Raw genomic sequence first — 20525 nt, forward strand, 5'->3', positions numbered from 1 at the left:
TGGCCACGGAGGTCCGAACGGGTCTGTCCCCGGGGCTTCCCGAGGGTGCGCTGCACTGCCTGCGGAATTCGACTAAAGTGAGACTGGCGTCGCTTGGTGATTTTTACCAAGCGCTCGCGGCGGACTCGGGTCAAGGCTCGGGGCAGTACCTGCCTTGTCCAGAGGATCGGTCGAGCGTGTGCCGCAACCATCGGGAGGTAGAGCGCATGTTTTTCAAGCAAGCCCTGGAAAAGCAACTCGACAACTGGATCGCCGATCTGCGTGACAATGCCAACCTGCCGGTCTGCTTGCGCCTGTGGAATGGCACCGAATATGCCCTTGGCCATTTCGACAAGCCGCAGGTCACGATGACCGTGCGCGAGGCCGCGGCACTGCCGCTGCTGCTGTCGCCAAGCCTGGACAACCTGGGCGAGGCTTACGTGCAGGGCAAGATCGACTTTGACGGCAGGCTGGCCGACATCATCAAGGTCGGCTACGGCCTGTCGTCGGCCGCCACACGGCGAGCCGGCGGTGCACTGGCCAAGGTGGCGCAGCACTTCTCGCACACCAAGCAGGAAGACCGGGAGTCGATCCAGTACCACTACGACGTCTCCAACGACTTCTACAAGCTCTGGCTAGATCCCGGCATGGTGTATTCGTGCGCCTATTTCGAGAATGGCGACGAGGACCTGGCCACCGCGCAGTTGAAGAAGATCGACCATATCCTGACCAAGATCCGGCTGCAGCCCGGGCAGACGCTGCTGGACATCGGCTGCGGCTGGGGCGCGCTGGTGCTGCGCGCCGCGCAGAAGTACGGCGCGCGCTGCGTGGGCATCACGCTGTCGCAGAACCAGTTCGACCTGGCCACCGAGCGCGTCAGGGCGGCAGGATTGTCCGAGCGCATCGAGATCCGGCTGCAGGATTACCGCGACACCAGCGGCACCTTCGACCGCATCACCAGCGTGGGCATGTTCGAGCACGTGGGCAAGGACAACCTGCCCGGGTACTTCCGCCGCATGTGCGAACTGCTGGCCGACGACGGCTACGCGATGAACCACGGCATCACCTCGCCCGATCCTGACAACGGCCAGACGCCGATGGACGGTGCCGAGTTCATGGGGCGCTACGTGTTCCCGCAGGGAGAACTGCCGCACATCGGGCTGGTGCTGAAGACGCTGGAGCAAGGCGGCCTGGAAGCGTTCGACGTGGAACTTCTGCGCCGTCACTACGCGCAGACGCTGCGCCACTGGGCCGATAATTTCGAGGCGAATGGCGAAACCATCCGCGATATGGTCGGCGAGAAAAAGTACCGCATCTGGCGTGTCTACCTGGCCGGCTGCTCGCATGCATTCGAGACCGACAAGATGTCCATCTACCAGGTGGTCTGCCACAAGGCCAGGATGTCGGCGAGCACGGTGCCATGGTCGCGCCGCTATATTTATGAGCAGCCCATCGGGGGCAACGATTGAACGATACCGAACCGATTGACCGAAGACCTGACTGAAGACCTGTTTGGCGGGCTGCCGATTCCCGCCCCGCAGCGAGGCCCCGCCCCTTCCGGGGGCGCCGGCGCCAACCCTCCCGTCCCTCCCGGAAAGTCCGTCCGTGCCCAGGGCGTGCAGCCCGCGACCGTGGACGACGCACTGCGCGCGCTGTCGGCGCGCCTGCCCGCCAACCTCTGCTTCGGCACCTCGTCGTGGGCGTACCCCGGCTGGAACCACCTGGTCTATGGCGGCGAGTACGGCGACAGCGTGCTGTCGCGCAAGGGACTGGCCGCGTACTCGCGCCATCCGCTACTGCGCGCGGCGGGTATCGATCGCGGCTTCTACGGGCCCATCCCGCTGGCGGACTACCTGTCCTACGCGGCGCAGGTGCCTGACGGTTTCCGCTTCGTGGTCAAGGCGCCGGCCAGCGTCTGCGACGCCTGGCTGCGCGGCTCGGACGGCGCTGGCCGGCTCGCCAACGCGGCGTTCCTGGATGCGGAGATCGCGGTGCGCGACTTCATTGCTCCGGCGACCGCGGGCCTCGGCAGCAAGTGCGGGCCGCTGCTGTTCCAGCTGTCGCCGATGGGCAGCCTGGCGGACAGCGGCGTGTTCCTGGAGCGGCTCGACGCGTTCCTCGGCGCGCTGCCGCCGCTGGACCCGTCCATCACGCCGCATGCCTGCCATGCCGTCGAACTGCGCGACCCGGCGCTGCTGACGCCGCGCTATATCAAGCTGCTGCGCCGCCACGGCGTGCGCTTCTGCCTGTCGGCGCGCGACCGGCTGCCGCCGGTGCCGCGCCAGGCCGCCGCGCAGGCATTGATGGACGAAGACGGGCCGGGACCGCTGCTGCTGCGCTGGATGCTGCATGCGGGCCGGCCGTACGCGTATGCCGAGAAGCTGTACACGCCGTTCGACCGCATCGTCGACGACGATCCCGACACGCGCCACGCCATCGCCGACGTCGTGGCGCGCACCCTGCGCGCCGGCCAGCCCGCCATCGTTATTGTCAGCAACAATGCCGAGGGCTGCGCGCCAGCCAGCATCGTGCGACTGGCCGAGGCCATCGCCGCGCGGCTCTGAGCCGCGCCGCGTCTACACCCGCAGCTTGGCGGCGAACTGCTTGCGGAACTTGGCCAGCTTGGGCGAGATCACGAAGGCGCAGTAGCCCTGGCTCGGGTGGTCCTGGAAGTAGTTCTGGTGGCCCTCTTCCGCCCGCCAGTACGGCTGCTCGGGCTCGACCTGGGTCACGATCGGGGCATCGAATACCTTGGCCGCGTCCAGCTCGCGCATCACGTACTCGGCGACGGCGCGCTGCGCTTCCGAATGCGTGAAGATCACCGAGCGGTACTGCGGCCCGACGTCGTTGCCCTGCCGGTCCGGCGTGGTCGGATCGTGGATGGCAAAGAAGATCTCGACGATTTCGCGGAAAGTGATCACGGACGGGTCGAAGGTGACTCGCACCACTTCGGCGTGGCCGGTAGCGCCTTCGCACACCTGCTGGTAGGTCGGGTGATCCACATGGCCGCCGGTATAGCCCGACTCCACCGCGACCACGCCCTTGACCTGCTGGTAGACCGCCTCCAGGCACCAGAAGCATCCGCCGCCCAGCGTGGCCGTATCAACTTTTTGTTCCATGTGCGCCGCTCCCTTGGCTGGTATGTGTATGTCTTGGTTGTCCGGTGTCACGGACCTCAAGCATAAGCGCAGACGGGCGCGCGCGCATCGGCCATGCGGCTGGCCTGCCAGATCAGCCAGTCCGGCGTTGCGACTCCAGCAGCGCCCGCAGCTGCGGCTTCATCACCTTGCCCAGCGCGCTGCGTGGCAGGTCATCCAGCAGCACCACCTCGCGCGGGAGCTTGAAGCGGGCGATGCGGGCGGCCAGCGCCGCGCGCACCGACGCCGGCGCCAGCGGCGCGCGGTCGGCGCCCGGCGCCGGCACGATTACCGCCACCGGCACCTCGCCCCAGCGCGCGTCGGCCACGCCCACCACCGCGCATTCCTGCACGCCGGGCAGGCCGAGCAGCACGTTTTCGATCTCGGCCGGGTAGATGTTCTCGCCGCCGGAAATGATCATGTCCTTGCTGCGGCCGACCACTTCGATGCAGCCGTCGGCATCGCGGTGGGCCAGGTCGCCGGAGTGGAACCAGCCGCCGGGCAGGCCATCGCCGGGCAGGCCATCGCCGGGCTGGCTCCAGTACCCGGCCATGACGTTGGCGCCGCGCACCCACACTTCGCCGACCTCGCCCTGCGCTACCTCGGCGCCGTCGGGGCCGGCCAGCCGCACGGCCACCTCCGGCACCGGCCAGCCGGCATAGCCGGGCCGCGCCATGGCATGCTCCAGCTTCAGCACGGCCGACACCGGTCCGGTCTCGGTCGCGCCATAGACCTGTCCGAGCGGCACGCCACGCGCGTGGAACGCGTCGATATACGACCGCGGGATCGTCGACGAACCGGCCATCACGCCGCGCAGCGGCGACAGGTCGGCGTCGCCCCAGCCGGAATGCTCCAGCACCGCGCGCAGCGTGGCCGGCACCATCAGCGACAGGCTTGGGCGCGATTGCGCGACCGACGCCAGCCACGCGCCGGGCGCGAAGCGGTCATGCAGCGTCACCTGCGCACCGGCCAGCAGCGCCGGCAGCGTCTGGATGCACAGTCCGCCGACATGAAAGGTCGGCAGCACCGACAGCACGTGGTCGTCCTGCGTCATGCCGTGCGCCCACCAGCTGGCGCGGGCATTGGCCAGCAGGCCGGCCTGCGTATGCACCGCGCCCTTGGGCCTGCCGGTGGTGCCCGAGGTGTAGGCCAGCAGCAGCGGCGCGTCGTCGGCAACATGCGGGAAGCTAACAACGAGCGGCGCCGGGTGATCGATGATGCGTTCCAGATGCGCCAGCCGGCACTGGCGATCACCGGCCTCCGGCGCCAGCGTGGCATGCGCGTCATCATGGAAAAGCAGCGCCAGCTGCGCATGGCCGGCGATGGCCTGCAGCTCGGCCGCGGCGAGCCGGTAGTTCAGCGGCACGAACATCGCCCCGACCCGCGCGCAGGCGAACAGCAGCACCAGCTGCAATTCATGGTTCAGGCACAGCGTGCCGACGCGGTCGCCGGGGCGGATGCCCCATGTCGCCGCGAGGTGGGCGCTGGCGCGCTCCACGCGGCGCCACAGCTTGCCGTAGCTGAAGGTGCGGCCGAGGTAATGCAGCGCGGGACGCTGCGGCGCCGCGTCGGCGTGCGCCCACAGCATGGCCGGCAGCGCGCCGAGTCCGGCGGCGCCGGGACGCGAGGAGCCAGGGCGGGCGCCGCTCATTCGTCGCGCTCGCCGGATTCGTACAGCGTTTCGCGGCCCATGCGGTCCAGGATCAGTTCCGCGGTCCATGGCAGCATCAGCGCGCCGCAGCGCGAATCGCGGTACAGGCGCTCCAGCGGCAGGTCCTTCAGCATCGACTGCCCGCCGCAGGTCCGGATCGCCAGCCGCGCGATGTCGTTGGCGCCTTCCATCACGGTGTAGTGCGCGGCGTACAGGCGCAGGCGCTCGTCCTTGGAAGGGTTCGGTTTCGCTTCATGGATGACGCGCCAGAAGATCGAGCGCATGGTCTCGAGCTGGATGCGCATCTGCGCCACCGCGATCTGCTTGGTCGGATACATGCGGCGCTTGACCGGCGGCTGGCCCGGCACCTCGCCGCGCAGGTACTGCACCGTGAAGTCGTAGGCGGCCTGCGCCACGCCCAGGTAGGTCGGCGACAGCGTGAAGAACATCGCCGGCCAGGTCTGCGCGGCGCGGTAGTAGACCCCGCGCGGCATCAGCTGCTCCTGGTCGGGCACGAACACATCCTTCAGCAGCAGCGTGCGCGAGACCGTGCCGCGCATGCCCATCGGGTCCCATTCGCCGGTGACGGTGAGGCCGTCGGCCTTGCCCGGCACGGCGATATAGAGGGTATCGCGCATGTCGGGATGCTGGTCGCCGCGGTCCTCGGTGCAGAGGATGCCGTAATAGTCCGCCGCGCCCGACAGCGAGGCAAAGATCTTGCGGCCGTTCAGCACCCAGCCGCCTTCGACCTTGCGCGCGGTGGTGCCGAACGGCGCCTTGCCGGCCGCCGCTGCCGAGCCTTCCGAGAACGGCTGCGCGTAGACCGCGCCGTCGCGCACCACGCGCCCGAAATGCAGCGCACGGCGGGCTTCGTGCTCGGCGCGCTGTTCGGGCGTCATCTCGATGCCATCGGACAGCGTTCCGGTCCACATGGTCGAGCAGATATGCATGTTGTACGTCAGCGCCGTGGCGCCGCAGAAGCGGCCGATCTCGGCACCCACCATGCAATAGGTGGCAAAGTCCGCGCCCTCGCCGCCGAACGCTTCCGGCACGCACAGCGCCAGCAGCCCGGCTTCGCGCAGGTCGTCGTAGTTGGCAAAGGGGAAGCTGGCCTCGCGGTCCCAGGTGGCCGCGCGCTCGGCAAAGCGATCACGGCCCAGGCGGTTGGCCAGCGCCAGCAGGTGCGCCTGGCGCGGGGTGAAATCCGCCGTACCGACGGCAGGAATGAAGTCGAGCTGGCCGGATGGCATGTCGCGGTCTCCTTGGCGCCGGTCGATGTGAAGCGGCGCCTTTGTTCTGGTTTTCTGGTACTGGTGGACCGGCGCGCGCTTCAGCGCACCGGGAAATGCCGCTGGAGGAAATCGAGGACGGGGGCGTTGAATGCCGCCGGCCGCTCCATGCAGGCCAGGTGGCCGGCATCGGGCAGGCAGAGGTACTCGGCACCGGGGATGCGCTGCGCCATGCGCTGCATCACTTCGGGCGCGGCGTTGGTGTCGTGCTGGCCGGCCAGCGCCAGCACCGGCACGGCGATGCCCGGCAGCGCGTCGCGCTGGTTGAAGCGCACCAACGCGCCCAGCGCGGCGCGGTAGGTCAGCGCGGGCACTGCGGCCATCACGGCGGTGGCGAAGGCCACGGCGGGAGCATCGGCATCCGGCGCGACCATCGTGCGCACCAGCCCCACCGCCATCTCGGCCATGGTCTTGCCGGCATCCAGCGGCGCGGTACGCGCGGCGATGAACTCGCGCTGCCACGGCCCGTCGCCCTTGCCAAAGGCAGGAGAGGTGCCGGACAGCACCATGCCGTCGATCAGTGCCGGCGTGGCGGCGTACGCCTGCTGCGCCACCATGCCACCCATGCTGTGGCCGAGCAGCACCACGCGCCGGCCGGCATCGCGCTCGGCCTGCAGCAGCGGCGCCAGCGCGCGGGCCAGGCCGTCGAAGTCATAGGGGTCGATCATGGCACTGTCGCCATAGCCGGGCATGTCCCATGCCAACGCGCGGTAGCCCGCCTGCGCCAGCGCTTCGCCCTGCGCCGGCCACGCGGCCTTGCCGCCGCCGATGCCGTGCAGCATCACCACCGCGACCGGGCCGTCGCCCCATTCCAGCGTGGCGATGCCGTTGGCGTGCTTGCGGAGGTTGGGGGCGCTCATGCCTGCACCTCCACCAAGTGGCCTGCCTCCACTTCATGGCGGCCGTCGAGCGAGACCGTACAGTTGCGCAACGGCAAGTCGAAATGGCCCAGCGTATGGCGGCCGGCGACCTCGTTGGCGCCCGTGGAAAACAGGAAATTTCCGCCGAACGCGCGCAGCTCGGTGCCGTTGCAGTCGCGCTTGTCGTAGAAAGCCAGCGCGTCCCAGCGCGCCATCCGGTTCAGGCCCCAGCCCACGTGCGAAACCGCATACGCGTCGCGCGTGCCTTCGCGGTCGGCCCACGCCTGGTAGTAGCCGCGCATCATGTCGGCGTCGACGCCCTGCCCTTCGACGGCGACGATGTAGTCGTCCTCGATATGGCAGACCACGGTGTCGCGCAGGTAAGTCTTGAAGGTCAGGTTGACGTCGCCCGGCGCCAGCACCAGGGTGCCGTTGACCTGGCGGCTGGCCGGGAACGCCAGGCACAGGCCGCCCGGCCAGTGCGAGACCTGCCCCGGCTTGTTGCAGAAGCCCCAGACGCCGCCCACGCGTGCGTCGGCCAGGCCAATGCGCAGTTCCGTGCCGGCGGCGGAATGCACGCGCATTTCCTTCGCGCCGCGCAGGCGCTTCATGGCGGCGCGCACGGTGCCTTCCAGCGCCGGGTCGGGCTGGCAGCGTTCCAGGATCTCGGGGTGTTCGTTGCTGACCATCAGCATGCGCGGCACCACGCCGTCGGCGCCGCGCAGGATCAACGGCAGCTCGGGCGCGTGCAGCAGGCCTTCGACCGTGCAGTCGAGCACCAGGTGGCAGCGCGACAGCGCCGCGACGACCGGGGCAAGGTTCTGCAGCGCATCGCTGGCGCCGGTCGAGCGCACTGGCGCCGGCGCGCTGAGTGCCGGCGTCGGCACCTGGATCCGGACCGGCGTGGCGCCCAGCGACTGCACCGCCAGCTCGGCCAAGGCCACGTTGACAGGGCGGGATTGCGACTCCGTTACAATTCCAACGACTTCCGCGCCCTGCAGGGCACAGAGTTCCAGGGTTCGTCGGAATGCCGCCAGCCAGCGGTGTTCGATCTGCTCGATGAGCATGACTTGTCTCCTGCTTGTTATCGTGGCGGCATCAGCCGCGTTATTTTTATGCGCCGGCCGTCCCTTTTAGCAGGGCGGCCCGTCAGCGGACTTGGTTGCTGTCCCTGGCGGGAATAATATATATGAAATTTCATGAACTCCAGTGGAGCCCCCATGGGCATGCCTGAAGCCCAGCCACGGACCGTCAACGCCGCCGCCGCGCCAGACTTCGATGTGCAGCACTTCCGCCGCACGCTCTCGCAATTCGCGACCGGCGTCACGGTGATCACCACGCGCGCCAGCGCCGAAATGGTTGCGGCCGGCGCGCCGCCGTTCATCGGCATCACGGCCAGTTCGTTCAACTCGGTTTCGCTGGACCCCCCGCTGGTGCTGTGGAGCATGGGCACCCGCACCAATAGCCTGCCGATGTTCCGCGACGGCACCCACTACATCATCAATGTGCTGTCGGCGTCGCAGATGGACCTGTGCCAGCGCTTCGCGACCCTGAAGGGCGACCGCTTCGCTGGCGTGGACTATCGGCTGTCGGCCACCGGCCTGCCGATCCTGACCAACGCCCTGGCCTGGTTCGAATGCCATAACCGCAGCCGCTACGACGAGGGCGACCATGTGATCTTCGTCGGCGAGGTGGAGCGCTGCGGCGTGCTCGAAGGCCCGGACGGCCCGCTGGTGTTCCAGAGCGGCCAGTTCTCCACCACCACCCCGCTCGAGCCCTGAGCGGCCGCGGCTCCGTGATGTCGGACCAGCCTTTCGTCGATGGCTACCTGGCCTACCTGCTGGCCCGCGCGAGCCACCTGATTTCCGGCGAATTCCACCGCGAGGTCGAAGCCCGCGGCCTGTCGGTGCCGGAATGGCGCGTGCTGGCGACGCTGGCCGACCGCGCCGACTGCACCATCGGCGCGCTGGCCGAGATCACGCTGACCAAGCAGCCCACGCTGACCAAGCTGGTCGACCGCATGGCGGCCGAGGGGCTGGTCAAGCGCACCGCCGGCACCACCGACCGCCGCCATGCGCTGATCTCGATCACGCCGCACGGGCTGGCGCTGGCCCGGCCGCTGCTGGAGCGCGCCGCGCAGCATGAGCGCGCGGTGCTGAATGACTTCGGGCCCGAGCAAGGGGCCCAGCTCAAGGAAACGCTGCGGCAGCTGATCGCGCTGCACACCCAGCGTTAAGGCCGCTGCCCGCGCAGCATCAGCCTCCCTCCGCACCCGACTTCAGGATCGCCAGCGGCGAGCTGTCGGTCTTGATCCGCTGCAGCACGATGTTCGAGCGGATATCCATCACGCCCTTGGTGCGGTACAGCCGGTTCACGATGAAGTCCGAGTAGTGCTTCAGGTTGCGCGCCTGCACGCGCAAGATGTAGTTGCTGTCGCCGGTGATGATGTACGCCGACAGCACTTCGGGCCAGGCCTGCACCGCGGCGATAAAGGTGTCGTGCCAGCCTTCCACGTCATGGCGCATCGACACCTGCACGATCGCCTCCAGTTCCAGCCCAAGCTGCTCGGCGTCAAACCAGGCGCGGTAGCCGCCGATCACCCCTGACTCTTCCAGCAGCCGCACACGGCGCAGGCATGCCGAAGGCGACAGCGCCACGCGGTCGGCCAGGTCCTGGTTGCTGATGCGGCCGTTCTCCTGCAGGCAGCTAAGGATGCGTAAATCGACGGGATCGAGGGTCATTCGAATTTCCTGCGATGATTTTTCAGATCTTCGAATTTTATGCGAAAGATGGCGTGCCGGACGGCCCATTTCGCAAGCCTCTTCCCGGGGAATTTGTCTAATATGCCGACATCGAGGCAGACAAAAGACGGCACCGCCGCCCCATTCCAATGACCGCCCCCAGACAAGACCCGCGCCGGCTGTGGGACATCAGCCCGCCGCTGTCACCGGCCACACCGGTGTGGCCCGGCGACACCCCCTTCCAGCAAGCGCCCGCGTGGCAGATGGACGAACACTGCCCGGTGAATGTCGGCCGCATCACGCTGTCGCCGCACACCGGGGCCCACGCCGACGCGCCGCTGCACTACGCGGCCGATGGCGCGCCGATCGGCGATGTGCCGCTGGCGCCATACCTCGGCATCTGCCGGGTGATCCACTGCATCGGGGCATCGCCTGTGGTGGAACCGCGCCATGTCGAACACGCCCTGCGGGACCTGCCGCCGCGCGTGTTGCTGCGCACGTACCAGCAGGCGCCGCTGGCGCAATGGGACCCCGCTTTCTGTGCCGTCGCCGCTGACACCATCGCGCTGCTCGCGTCGCACGGCGTGCAGCTGGTCGGCATCGACACGCCTTCGCTCGATCCTCAGGAATCCAAGACCATGGACGCGCACAACGCCGTGCGCCGCCACGGACTGGCGATCCTGGAAGGCATCGTGCTGGATGACGTCGCCGAAGGCGACTACGAACTGATCGCGCTGCCGCTGCGCTTTGCCGGGCTCGATGCCAGCCCGGTGCGCGCCGTGCTGCGCAACCTGGACTGAACAACTCGAAGATTCACGCATAACCACCTTCAAGACATGACGACCATTGACCGCGAGCATTGTCTACAGCTCGACCAGCAAGACCCGCTGCGCCCCCTGCGCGACCAGTTCGCCCTGCCCGAGGGTGTGATCTATCTCGACGGCAACTCGCTCGGCGCCCGCCCGCGCGCCGCCGCCGCCCGCGCCGCCCAGGTAGTGGCCGAGGAATGGGGCGATGGCCTGATCCGCAGCTGGAACACCGCCGGCTGGTTCGAACTACCGCAGCGGCTGGGTAACAAGCTGGCCCCGCTGGTCGGCGCCGGCGAGAATGAAGTGGTGGTGACCGACACCACCTCGATCAACCTGTTCAAGGTGCTGGCCGCCGCGCTGCGCGTGCAGCAGACGCGCGATCCGGCGCGCAAGGTGATCGTGTCCGAGGCCAGCAACTTCCCGACCGATCTCTATATCGCCCAGGGCCTGGCCGACCTGTTGCAGCAGGGCTACTCGCTGCGCCTGGTCAACTCGCCGGCCGAGCTCGACGCCGCCGTAGGCGCCGACACCTCGGTGCTGATGCTGACCCACGTCAACTACCAGAGCGGCGAGATGCTCGACATGGCCGGGCTGACCGAGCTGGCCCACGCCCGCGGCGCGCTGACGGTATGGGACCTGTGCCACTCCGCCGGCGCGGTGCCGGTCGACCTGAAGGCTGCCGGCGCCGACTACGCCATCGGCTGCACCTACAAGTACCTGAACGGCGGCCCGGGCTCGCCCGCGTTCGTGTGGGTCGCGCCGGCGCTGCGCGACGCGTTCTGGCAGCCGCTGTCGGGGTGGTGGGGCCACGCCGCGCCGTTCGCGATGGAGCCGCAATACCGCCCGGTCGACGGCGTGCGCCGCTTTCTGTGCGGCACCCAGCCGGTGACTTCGCTGGCGATGGTGGAATGCGGGCTGGATATCTTCGCCCAGACCAATATGCGCGTGCTGCGCGCCAAGTCACTGCTGCTGACCGACTTGTTTATTGAACTGGTGGAGGTACGCTGCGGCCAGCACCCGCTGACGCTGGTCACGCCGCGCGAGCACGCACGCCGTGGCAGCCAGGTCAGCCTTGCGCATCCGGAAGGCTATGCACTGGTGCAGGCGCTGATCGAGCGCGGCGTCATCGGCGACTACCGCGAGCCGCGCATCGCCCGCTTCGGCTTTACGCCGCTGTACACCAGCTTTGCTGAAGTCTGGGATGCGGTGGAAATCCTGCGCGATGTGCTGGACAGCGGCGCGTATCGCGACGCGCGCTTCCAGGTGCGCGGCCAGGTGACCTGATCGGGAGCGCATCATGAGTGATTTCAAGGGATGCCCTTTCTCGGGCGCGGCGGCTTCAACGCAACCGGCGGCGCAACCGGCGGCGCAAGGCGATGGCTGGCATGGCGCGCAGATGGATTTCGCCAGGGACATGAGCTATGGCGACTATCTCGGCCTGGACCAGATCCTGAGCGCACAGCACCCGCTGTCGCCGGACCACAACGAGATGCTGTTTATCGTGCAGCACCAGACCACCGAGCTGTGGATGAAGCTGATGCTGCACGAGTTGCGGGCCGCGCGCGAATCGGTCAAGACCGACAGTTTGCCGCCGGCGTTCAAGATGCTGACGCGCGTGTCGCGCATCATGGACCAGCTGGTGCAGGCCTGGAATGTACTGGCGACGATGACGCCGCCGGAGTATTCGGCGATGCGGCCTTACCTGGGGATGTCGTCTGGCTTCCAGTCGTACCAGTATCGTGAGATCGAATTCATTCTCGGCAACAAGAATGCGGCGATGCTGAAGCCGCATGCGCATCGGGCTGAGCATCTGGCGCTGGTGGAGACGTCGTTAAAGACGCCGTCGCTGTATGACGAAGCGATCCGGCTGATGGCGCGGCGTGGGTTTGCTATCGATGCGGAATGCGTCGAGCGCGACTGGACGCAGCCTACTGCCTACAACGCTTCGGTTGAAGCGGCATGGCTGCAGGTTTATCGCGATCCTTCCGCTCACTGGGAACTGTATGAGCTGGGGGAAAAGTTCGTCGACCTGGAGGATGCCTTCCGGCAATGGCGGTTCCGGCATGTGACGACGGTTGAACGCGTGATCGGGTTCAAGCGTGGCACGGGCGGCACCGAGGGCGTCAGCTATTTGCGCAGGATGCTGGATGTGGTGTTGTTCCCTGAGCTCTGGAAGCTGAGGACGGATCTTTGATCCTTGCTGCCGCACTCCGACTGCGGCGGCTGCGGCCGGGCATCTGTCGGATGCCTGGCCGCAACGCAGAAGCACCAGGCGCAAGCCAGCTAGACCCCATCCGACAACCTGCCTGCCAGCGCCACCAGCGCCGGCGCCAGCGTTTGATGGAAAACCTCTTCCTCCACCGCCCCATATGAAGCGCTGCAGCTCAGCAGATGCAGATCCTTCTCCCCAACGGGCCGGAACGCCACCGCGCAAGCATGGATAGCGGGATGCCAATCCCGGAATGAGGATGCATACCCCCGCTGCTGCGCATCCGCCAACGCCACCCGCGTCGGCCCTTCCTGCTGCTTCCACTGCTCCGGAAACGCCTGGCTGAATTCAGCCAGTACCCGATCCCGCCGCGCCGGCGGCAGAGCCGCCAGATACGCCCGTCCCATCGAACTGGACACCAGCGACAGCCGCGATCCCACCCCCAGCCCCAGCATCACGCCAGCGTCGTTACGGATCGACTCGAGATAAATCACCTCCATCCGCTCACGCTTGCCCAGCGACACCGACACGCCGTACGACTGCGCGAACGCCAGCATATGCGGCCGTGCCAGCGCCACCACGTCGGATGCCGACAGGTATGCATACCCCAGCGCCAGCACACCCGCATCGAGCGCGTACTTGCCCAGGCTGTCGTCATAGCGCAGGTAACCCAACTGCACCAGCGTGCCGGCCAGGCGGCTGACCGTGGCCTTGGGAAACCCCGTGCGGCGTACGAAATCCTGGTTGCCAAGCATCGCTTCGCCGGTACGGAAGCAGCGCAACAGCTCCAGCCCGCGCGCCAGCGCGGTGACGAAATTGGGATCGCTCTCACGTACCGGTGTGTCCGGTGCCGGGGCGTCGTTCGAAAGTGACGGACTGTTCAAGATGTGCTCCTCTCTGGGCGGTTGTCCGCTCATCGCACAAGGCATCGGTGGCTCGGGGTTTTGCCTGTTGCATGGCAAAGCCTTTGCGATATACTAATTCAACGGAACACAGTTCCGCAATGCGGAACCAAAAAATCCTCCGCCGACGATTCACCGAACCACTCCGGAAGCACCCGCGCAAGACGCCCCGCTTCCGCCGCGCCACCGAAGGAGACCTGCATGGCTGCCAACGCCGAATTCCACTGGGCCGATCCCCTGCTGCTCGACCAGCAACTCACCGCCGACGAACGCGCCGTGCGTGACGCCTCCGCGGCGTACTGCCAGGACAAGCTGATGCCGCGCGTGCTCCAGTCCTTCCGCAACGAGAAGACCGACATCGAGATCTTCCGCGAGATGGGCGAACTCGGCCTGCTCGGCCCGACCATCCCCGAGCAGTACGGCGGCCCCGGCCTGAACTACGTCAGCTACGGCCTGATCGCCCGCGAAGTCGAGCGCGTCGATTCGGGCTACCGCTCGATGATGAGCGTGCAGTCGTCGCTGGTGATGGTGCCGATCTATGAGTTCGGCACCGAGGAACAGAAGCAGAAGTACCTGCCCAAGCTGGCCACCGGCGAGTGGATCGGCTGCTTTGGCCTGACCGAGCCGAACCACGGCTCCGATCCGGGTTCGATGGTTACCCGCGCCAAGAAGGTCGACGGCGGCTACGAGCTGACCGGCGCCAAGATGTGGATCACCAACTCGCCGATCGCCGACGTGTTCGTGGTGTGGGCCAAGCTGGCAGGCGAAGACGGCAAGGAAGACATCCGCGGCTTCATCCTGGAAAAGGGCTGGAAGGGCCTGAGCGCCCCGGCCATCCACGGCAAGGTCGGCCTGCGCACGTCGATCACCGGCGAAATCGTGCTCGATCAGGTCTTCGTGCCGGAAGAGAACATCATGCCGGGCGTGAAGGGCCTGAAAGGCCCGTTCACCTGCCTGAACTCGGCCCGCTACGGCATCGCCTGGGGCGCGCTGGGCGCCGCTGAGTTCTGCTGGCACACCGCGCGCCAGTACACGCTGGACCGCAAGCAGTTCGGCCGTCCGCTGGCCGCGACGCAGCTGGTGCAGAAGAAGCTGGCCGACATGCAGACCGAGATCACGCTGGGCCTGCAAGGCTGCCTGCGCCTGGGCCGCATGAAGGACGAAGGCACCGCCGCGGTGGAAATCACCTCGATCATGAAGCGCAACTCGTGCGGCAAGTCGCTCGACATCGCCCGCGTGGCGCGCGACATGCTGGGCGGCAACGGCATCTCGGACGAGTTCGGCGTGATCCGCCACGTGGTGAACCTGGAAGTGGTCAACACCTATGAAGGCACGCACGACATCCACGCGCTGATCCTGGGCCGCGCCCAGACCGGCCTCCAGGCGTTCTTCTGAGGCATCCGGAACCAGGCCCTTACGGACAGGACCTCCTGAAATGAAAAAAGCCCGGCTGCAAAGCCGGGCCAAGCACACTACCAAGGAGACGACGAGGCTGCCCCCGTCGATAAAACACCTGTTCTGGACGCCGGCCCCGCACCATGCGGGGCCGCGTTCATTTGTAGGGTTACGCTTTGTTGGGTTGCGGCGTCAGCCGCAGGTACGGCCGCACGGCCGTATATCCCTTCGGGAATTTTTCGCGGATCACGGCCTCGTCCTTCAGCGAGGGCACGATTACCACGTCGTCGCCGTCCTGCCAGTTGCCAGGCGTGGCCACGCTATGGTTGTCGGTCAGCTGCAGCGAGTCGATGACGCGCAGGATCTCGTTGAAATTGCGCCCCGTGCTGGCCGGGTAGGTGATGATCAGGCGCACCTTCTTCTTCGGGTCGATGACGAACAGCGAGCGCACCGTCAGGGTCTCGTTGGCGTTCGGGTGGATCATGTCGTACAGCTGCGACACCTTGCGGTCGCCGTCGGCCAGGATCGGGAAATTGACCGTGGTCGACTGGGTCTCGTTGATGTCGCGGATCCAGCCTTGGTGCGATTCCACGCCGTCGACCGACAGCGCGATCGCCTTGACGCCGCGGCGCGCAAACTCGTCCTTCAGCTTTGCCGTGAGGCCCAGTTCGGTCGTGCACACCGGCGTGTAGTCAGCCGGGTGCGAGAACAGCACGCCCCAGCCCTCGCCGAGCCACTCGTGGAAGCGGATGTGGCCTTCGCTCGAGTCCTGCTCGAAGTCCGGGGCGATATCGCCGAGACGCAATGCCATGTTCAGATCTCCTGATTTCGAAGTGGAACCAGAGTATCCCGATTGATATCCAACCCAAACGAATATAAAGTCACTACAAAATCACTCGTAGTCATATAGACATTTTCTGACAGTCTTTTCGCGCGCTTTCGGGCATGCTGGCAATGGCCTCGCCGATACCGGCGTTGACGCGCGTGGCCTTGAAACCACCGTCGCCCGCCACATATGCTAAGTATCAGACAGACAATTGCCGTTAGCCTCGGAGCGTAGAAAATGTCAGAATCCGCACAAACCGAACCAACCGCCCGCAAACAGGAGAAACTGATGAGCGATGTCAAGACCGTACTGTCCGACGCCGAAGAGCTGCTGAAGCAAGCAGCTTCGACCACCGGCGAAAAAGCCGCCGAACTGCGCGAACGCGGCATGGGTCTGCTCAAGCAAGCCAAAGAAAAGGCCCAGGACCTGCAAGATGCCGTCGTGACCAAGAGCAAGGCAGCCGCTCGCGCCACCGACGACTACGTGCATGACCACCCCTGGCGCGCCGTGGGCGTGGCGGCCGGCGTGGGCCTGCTGGTCGGTCTGCTGCTGAACCGCAAGTAAGCGGCTGAAGTCCCGGTGCGGCGCCAGGCGCCGCACCATAGCGGCAACCCGGGCGAGGCGCGGGTTGCCAGAGGCCCGGGGGCCCGCACTGCGGCGCCCGGCCCCGTCCGCAGAAAGGCACGCACGGCTTGCGCCGGCGTGCCGCTTTCACGCCGGAGCCGCCGAGCGAATCCATGAGCGAACCCACCCCCTCTCCCAAATTGCTGGAATCCGTGCGCAATCTCTTCCACTCGGTGGTTGCCATGGTCCAGACCCGCCTGGAGCTTGCCAGCGTCGAATTCGCCGAGGAGCGCACGCGCCTGATGAAGGTCGCGCTGCTGGCCTGCTTCGGGCTGGTGTTCTTCGGCATCGCGCTGGTCACCTTCACCGCGCTCGTCGCTATCCTGTTCTGGAACAGCTACGGCTGGCAGGCGCTGGGCGTGCTGGTGGTCGTCTACCTGCTGCTGTGCGTCGCCTGCCTGGCGTACGCCCGCAACCTGGTGCGCAACGCCCCGCCGATGTTCGAGGCCACGCTCGCCGAAATCGACAAAGACCGGGAGATCCTGCGCCGATGACCACCCTGGAACCCGAAGAAGGCGCGAACGAGCGCAACCGCCGCGAGCAGACGCGGCCCGTCCGCTTCACGCAGGAAGTCCGGTTGCCGCTCGACGTGCGCAAGGAGCTGCTGCTCACGCGCGCGGCGCTGGAACGCCACGACTGCCTGCAGGCGCTGCACCAGGTACGCGGCGGCGCGCGCCGGCTGGGCAATATTGCCAGCTGGCTGCCGCGCATTGCGCGGCCCGGCTCGCTGATGAAGGTAGCGGGCGTTACCAAGGACTACCCGCTGCTGAGCACCGCCGTCACGCTGGCGCTGCCGCTGCTGCGGCGCACGCCGGTGCTGCGCTGGACCTGGAAGCTGTCCAAGGTCGGCCTGGCCGCCGGCGCGGCGTACTGGGCCTACAACACCTGGCGTGACGCCAAACGGCAGGCGATCCCTCCTGCCACGGCACCTGCCACGGTGCCGGACACCACCGCGGCCGCCACGCCAGGCGCGCCCCCCACCGACACCGGCTTCCGCGACCCGCTCGTTCCCTGAGTCTCGCGTTTGCGCCCTAGCCCGTCCGCGCCGCCGCGGACGGCACCATCGCGGCCAGCCCGCACGGGGCGAACGGCTGCGGCGGGCCGATATGAAAGCCCTGCACCAGGTCGATACCCAGTTCGCGCAGCCGCTCCAGCATGGCCTCGTTCTCGACGAATTCGGCGATGGTCTTCTTGCCCATGGCATGGCCGATGCGCTGGATCACCTCCACCATCACCAGGTTCACCGGGTCGGCCAGCATGTCGCGCACGAAGCTGCCGTCGATTTTCAGATACGCCGCCGGCAAGTGCTTCAGGTACGTGAACGACGACATGCCGGCGCCGAAGTCGTCCAGCGCGAAACTGCAGCCAAGCTGCTGCAGCTGCTGGATGAATGATCCCGCCTGGGCAAGGTTGGCGATCGCCGCCGTTTCCGTGATTTCGAAGCAGATGCCGTCCAGCGCGATGCCGGCGCGCTGGGCCTGCTCGCGCACGAACTCAGGGAAGTGAATGTCCGCCAGCGACGAGCCCGACAGGTTGATGGCACAGGTGGCGATCTCCCCCTGGCGGCCCGCCAGCGCGTGGAAGGCGGTCTCGACCACCCAGCGGTCAATCATCGGCATCAGGTTGTAGCGCTCGCACGCCGGGACGAACGCCATCGGCGGCACCAGCCGGCCGCGCTCGTCGAGCATGCGCAGCAACAGTTCGATATGGCGGCCGCCTCGCCGCGCCGCGGCGTCCGGCTGCGCCGGCACGATCTCCTGCGCGAACAGGCAGAAGCGCCCGGCCGCCAGCGCGGCGTGCACGCGGCTGACCCATTCCATCTCGCCGTGCCGGGCCTGCACGACGCCGTCCTTGGGATGGTAGACCTGCACGCGGTTGCGCCCGCCCTCCTTGGCCACATAGCAGGCAGCGTCGGCCGCGCTGAGCGCTTCGGCGACGCTGCCGGTCTGGGCGTCCAGCGAAATCAGGCCAATGCTCACGCCCAGCGTGAAGGTGCGCTGCCGGTGCGCGAAGCGGAAGCACGCAATGGCGTGGCGCAGCGCCTCGGCCACGCGCTCGCCGTCGCCGGTGGAGCAATGCTCGAGCAGCACGCCGAACTCGTCGCCGCCCAGGCGCGCCAGCGTATCGCTGCGGCGCAGCTGGCTGCGCATGACCTCGGCCATCTGACGGATCAGCTCGTCGCCGGCGGCATGGCCGCAAGTATCGTTGACCACCTTGAACTGGTCGAGGTCCAGGTACATCAGCGTATGGCGGACACCCTGCGCATGCGCCCGTGTGATCGCGGCGCCGACGCGGCGCTCGAACTCGGCGCGGTTGACCAGGCCGGTGAGGCCGTCGTGGCTGGCCTCGTACGCCAGCCGCGCGGCATGCGCGCGTTCCTGGCTGATATCGTGCAGCACCACCACCACGCCGATCGCCTGCGCCACGCGGTCGCGGATCAGCGCCACCGAGGGCTTGACCGCCAGCGCCTGGCCGGGCTGTCCCGACCCGGCGCGCTGCACCAGCTGTGCCGACTGGCTGCGCCAGCGCCGCCTGAGCGCGAGCGTGACAATATCGGGCAGCGGCGCCAGGCTGTCTTCGTCGCGCAGCACGCACACCTTGCCCAGCGGCTGCCCGAGGGCATCGGCTTCGCGCCAGCCAGTCAGCGCCTCGGCAGCGGGATTGAGCGACTGCACGCGGCCCCAGACATCGGTAGTCACCACCGCATCGCCGATCGCCTGCAGCGTGACCTGGGCACGCTCCTTCTCGGCAAACAGCTGCGCCTCGTAGCGCTTGTTGTCCGAGATATCCGTCAGCGAGCCCGCCATGCGCGAGTGCTGCCGCGCGGCAGCACGTACCAGCCGGCCGCGCGCGCGCACCCACAGGTAATCGCCGTCGCGCTTGCGCAGCCTGAACTCGGCGTCGTAGGGCTCGCCGCCGCGCAGGTGCCGCGCCAACTTGGCCTCGAAGGCTTCGAGGTCCGACGGATGCAGCAGGCCGAGCACGGTCTCGCGCGCATGCGGCAGCTCGCTTGTGCCATAGCCCAGCATCTGCGCGCATCGCGCGGAAAAATACAGTTCGCCGCTGCCAAGATGCCAGTCCCACAGGCCATCGTTGCTGCCCTCCACCGCCAGCTGCAACTGCTCCTCGCGCTGGGACAGCGCCTCGCGCAGCCGGCGCTCGCGCCGCAGCGGACCGTGCGACAGCAGGATCGCCGACATCAGCAGCAGCGTCGCCACCACCGCGCTGCCGGTGGTCAGCAACCGCGTCACCCGGCGCGAGGCCTGTCCGAGGTGTCCCGAAAACTCGCGTTCCAGCGGGGTCAGCCGGGCATCGATCTGCGCGATCCGGCGCAGCACGGGCGCCACGCAATCATCGTCGCAGCCGGGTCGGTCGACCAGCCGTCGCAGTGCCAGCGCCTGCTCGTGCAGCGCGGCGATTTCTGCATCGCCGGCAGCCCAAACGCGGATCGCGGCATCAACCTCGTGGATATGACGGAAATTGCGGTATAGCCGGACCATCCGCGGGATGTCTTCCGGGTGGTTGCCGCCGGCCAGCAGCCCTTCGCGCACCCGCTCCAGGTCCGGCTCGTCCCGGTCGAGTTCCAGCCGGGCGCGCTGGTCGCCCAGCGGGATGGCAATGGCGGCGCGATAGGAAGCGAAGTCTTCGGGGTTGCGGTCCTCGCCGTAGCGCAGCAGGTGCAGCACCGCGTTCTTCTGGCTCCTGGACCACTGGCTCTCGCCCGCGACGAATGCGCGCGCGGCCGACAACAGGTCCAGGCTGGCGATGCTGATCAACGCCAGCGCGACCACCACCGGAACGAACGGCCAGATGATGCGCAGCACGTGCCCACTGGCCGGTAACGATTTACCCGCTCGCCGCATATGGAATCCTGCCGGGTGCTTTCCCGGCTTAGTGCATTCTGTGTCTCCCCCGCCGCCCCCCATGGCAGGGCGGCATTTCATTGTCCTGTGTGTAAGACAACAAGTCTCTAACTCGATCTGGTTAATACGCCGCCTTGCCGGCCGGATTGCGGCCCCTTGGCGCACCTTGCATGCGTGCGTGAGTCTTCGCGCTGAGGCCGCGTTACCACCACCGAGGGGAATGCCAGCGCCGTAAACGAC

General features: G+C 67.5%; 20 protein-coding genes. 11 read left to right on the forward strand and 9 right to left on the reverse strand.

All coding sequences use genetic code 11. The features are described 5' to 3' along the window. Positions 1-206: 206 nt before the first annotated feature. Positions 207-1448: an SAM-dependent methyltransferase gene (locus CTP10_RS12310; RefSeq protein ID WP_116320808.1), complete on the forward strand. Its 1242-nt coding sequence runs from the start codon at positions 207-209 to the stop codon at positions 1446-1448. 27 nt (positions 1449-1475) lie between these two features. Next, positions 1476-2543: a DUF72 domain-containing protein gene (locus tag CTP10_RS12315; protein ID WP_116320921.1), complete on the forward strand. Its 1068-nt coding sequence runs from the start codon at positions 1476-1478 to the stop codon at positions 2541-2543. A 12-nt stretch (positions 2544-2555) separates the two neighbouring features. Here the strand turns inward: CTP10_RS12315 and msrA are convergent, their stop codons facing one another. The 5 genes from msrA to CTP10_RS12340 all read right to left on the reverse strand — a co-directional run bounded on the left by msrA (position 2556) and on the right by CTP10_RS12340 (position 7983). Continuing rightward, on the reverse strand, positions 2556-3098 hold the full coding sequence (msrA, locus tag CTP10_RS12320; RefSeq protein ID WP_116320807.1) for a peptide-methionine (S)-S-oxide reductase MsrA: 543 nt from the start codon (positions 3096-3098) through the stop codon (positions 2556-2558). Between the two features lie 112 nt (positions 3099-3210). Then, positions 3211-4767 carry a class I adenylate-forming enzyme family protein gene (locus CTP10_RS12325; protein WP_116320806.1) on the reverse strand — a complete coding sequence of 519 codons (1557 nt, stop codon included), beginning with the start codon at positions 4765-4767 and terminating at the stop codon, positions 3211-3213. Beyond that, the gene (locus CTP10_RS12330; protein WP_116320805.1) at positions 4764-6017 is read right to left on the reverse strand and encodes an acyl-CoA dehydrogenase family protein; all 1254 of its coding nucleotides are present in this window, start codon (positions 6015-6017) and stop codon (positions 4764-4766) included. The genes CTP10_RS12325 and CTP10_RS12330 overlap by 4 nt, the downstream gene beginning before the upstream one ends. Positions 6018-6097: 80 nt before the next feature. Then, positions 6098-6916 (reverse strand): alpha/beta fold hydrolase, encoded by an 819-nt coding sequence (locus CTP10_RS12335; RefSeq protein WP_116320804.1) that lies wholly within the window; start codon positions 6914-6916, stop codon positions 6098-6100. After that, positions 6913-7983: a peptidase M29 gene (locus tag CTP10_RS12340; RefSeq protein ID WP_116320803.1), complete on the reverse strand. Its 1071-nt coding sequence runs from the start codon at positions 7981-7983 to the stop codon at positions 6913-6915. The genes CTP10_RS12335 and CTP10_RS12340 overlap by 4 nt, the downstream gene beginning before the upstream one ends. A gap of 153 nt (positions 7984-8136) precedes the next feature. On the opposite strand from CTP10_RS12340, the gene CTP10_RS12345 reads away from it, so the two are divergent. Together CTP10_RS12345 and CTP10_RS12350 are read left to right on the forward strand one after the other, a co-directional pair. Further along, the gene (locus tag CTP10_RS12345; RefSeq protein ID WP_116320802.1) at positions 8137-8697 is read left to right on the forward strand and encodes a flavin reductase family protein; all 561 of its coding nucleotides are present in this window, start codon (positions 8137-8139) and stop codon (positions 8695-8697) included. 17 nt (positions 8698-8714) lie between these two features. Then, positions 8715-9152, forward strand: coding sequence for a MarR family winged helix-turn-helix transcriptional regulator (locus CTP10_RS12350; protein WP_116320801.1), 438 nt, complete (start codon positions 8715-8717; stop codon positions 9150-9152). 19 nt (positions 9153-9171) lie between these two features. Here CTP10_RS12350 and CTP10_RS12355 read toward each other — a convergent pair whose 3' ends face one another. Next, positions 9172-9657 (reverse strand): Lrp/AsnC family transcriptional regulator, encoded by a 486-nt coding sequence (locus CTP10_RS12355; RefSeq protein ID WP_116320800.1) that lies wholly within the window; start codon positions 9655-9657, stop codon positions 9172-9174. Between the two features lie 149 nt (positions 9658-9806). Here CTP10_RS12355 and kynB point away from each other — a divergent pair, with 149 nt between their 5' ends. From kynB to kynA, 3 genes are read left to right on the forward strand one after another with little or no spacing between them, the layout of a single operon-like run. Then, positions 9807-10457, forward strand: a complete 651-nt coding sequence (kynB, locus tag CTP10_RS12360; protein ID WP_116320799.1) for an arylformamidase — start codon at positions 9807-9809, stop codon at positions 10455-10457. Between the two features lie 36 nt (positions 10458-10493). Further along, positions 10494-11750 carry a kynureninase gene (gene kynU, locus CTP10_RS12365; protein WP_116320798.1) on the forward strand — a complete coding sequence of 419 codons (1257 nt, stop codon included), beginning with the start codon at positions 10494-10496 and terminating at the stop codon, positions 11748-11750. A 13-nt stretch (positions 11751-11763) separates the two neighbouring features. Then, positions 11764-12660, forward strand: coding sequence for a tryptophan 2,3-dioxygenase (gene kynA, locus CTP10_RS12370; RefSeq protein ID WP_116320797.1), 897 nt, complete (start codon positions 11764-11766; stop codon positions 12658-12660). An 89-nt stretch (positions 12661-12749) separates the two neighbouring features. Here the strand turns inward: kynA and CTP10_RS12375 are convergent, their stop codons facing one another. Beyond that, a complete protein-coding gene (locus CTP10_RS12375) occupies positions 12750-13559 on the reverse strand; it encodes an IclR family transcriptional regulator (protein ID WP_116320796.1) in 810 nt (269 codons plus the stop codon). Positions 13560-13778: 219 nt separating this feature from the next. On the opposite strand from CTP10_RS12375, the gene CTP10_RS12380 reads away from it, so the two are divergent. Next, positions 13779-14972 carry an acyl-CoA dehydrogenase gene (locus CTP10_RS12380; RefSeq protein WP_116320795.1) on the forward strand — a complete coding sequence of 398 codons (1194 nt, stop codon included), beginning with the start codon at positions 13779-13781 and terminating at the stop codon, positions 14970-14972. Positions 14973-15141: 169 nt separating this feature from the next. Here the strand turns inward: CTP10_RS12380 and CTP10_RS12385 are convergent, their stop codons facing one another. Continuing rightward, a complete protein-coding gene (locus CTP10_RS12385) occupies positions 15142-15783 on the reverse strand; it encodes a peroxiredoxin (RefSeq protein ID WP_116320794.1) in 642 nt (213 codons plus the stop codon). A gap of 252 nt (positions 15784-16035) precedes the next feature. Here CTP10_RS12385 and CTP10_RS12390 point away from each other — a divergent pair, with 252 nt between their 5' ends. From CTP10_RS12390 to CTP10_RS12400, 3 genes are all read left to right on the forward strand, one after another. After that, the gene (locus tag CTP10_RS12390) at positions 16036-16362 is read left to right on the forward strand and encodes a DUF883 family protein (RefSeq protein WP_022536174.1); all 327 of its coding nucleotides are present in this window, start codon (positions 16036-16038) and stop codon (positions 16360-16362) included. A 173-nt stretch (positions 16363-16535) separates the two neighbouring features. Then, on the forward strand, positions 16536-16916 hold the full coding sequence (locus CTP10_RS12395; RefSeq protein WP_116320920.1) for a phage holin family protein: 381 nt from the start codon (positions 16536-16538) through the stop codon (positions 16914-16916). Then, positions 16913-17437, forward strand: a complete 525-nt coding sequence (locus CTP10_RS12400; protein WP_116320793.1) for a DUF3318 domain-containing protein — start codon at positions 16913-16915, stop codon at positions 17435-17437. Before CTP10_RS12395 ends, CTP10_RS12400 begins: the two co-directional genes overlap by 4 nt. A 16-nt stretch (positions 17438-17453) precedes the next feature. Here the strand turns inward: CTP10_RS12400 and CTP10_RS12405 are convergent, their stop codons facing one another. Next, on the reverse strand, positions 17454-20285 hold the full coding sequence (locus CTP10_RS12405; protein ID WP_199414623.1) for an EAL domain-containing protein: 2832 nt from the start codon (positions 20283-20285) through the stop codon (positions 17454-17456). Positions 20286-20525: the final 240 nt, after the last annotated feature.

It is taken from the genome of Cupriavidus sp. P-10 (assembly GCF_003402535.2).
In the GTDB taxonomy this organism is placed as follows: domain Bacteria; phylum Pseudomonadota; class Gammaproteobacteria; order Burkholderiales; family Burkholderiaceae; genus Cupriavidus.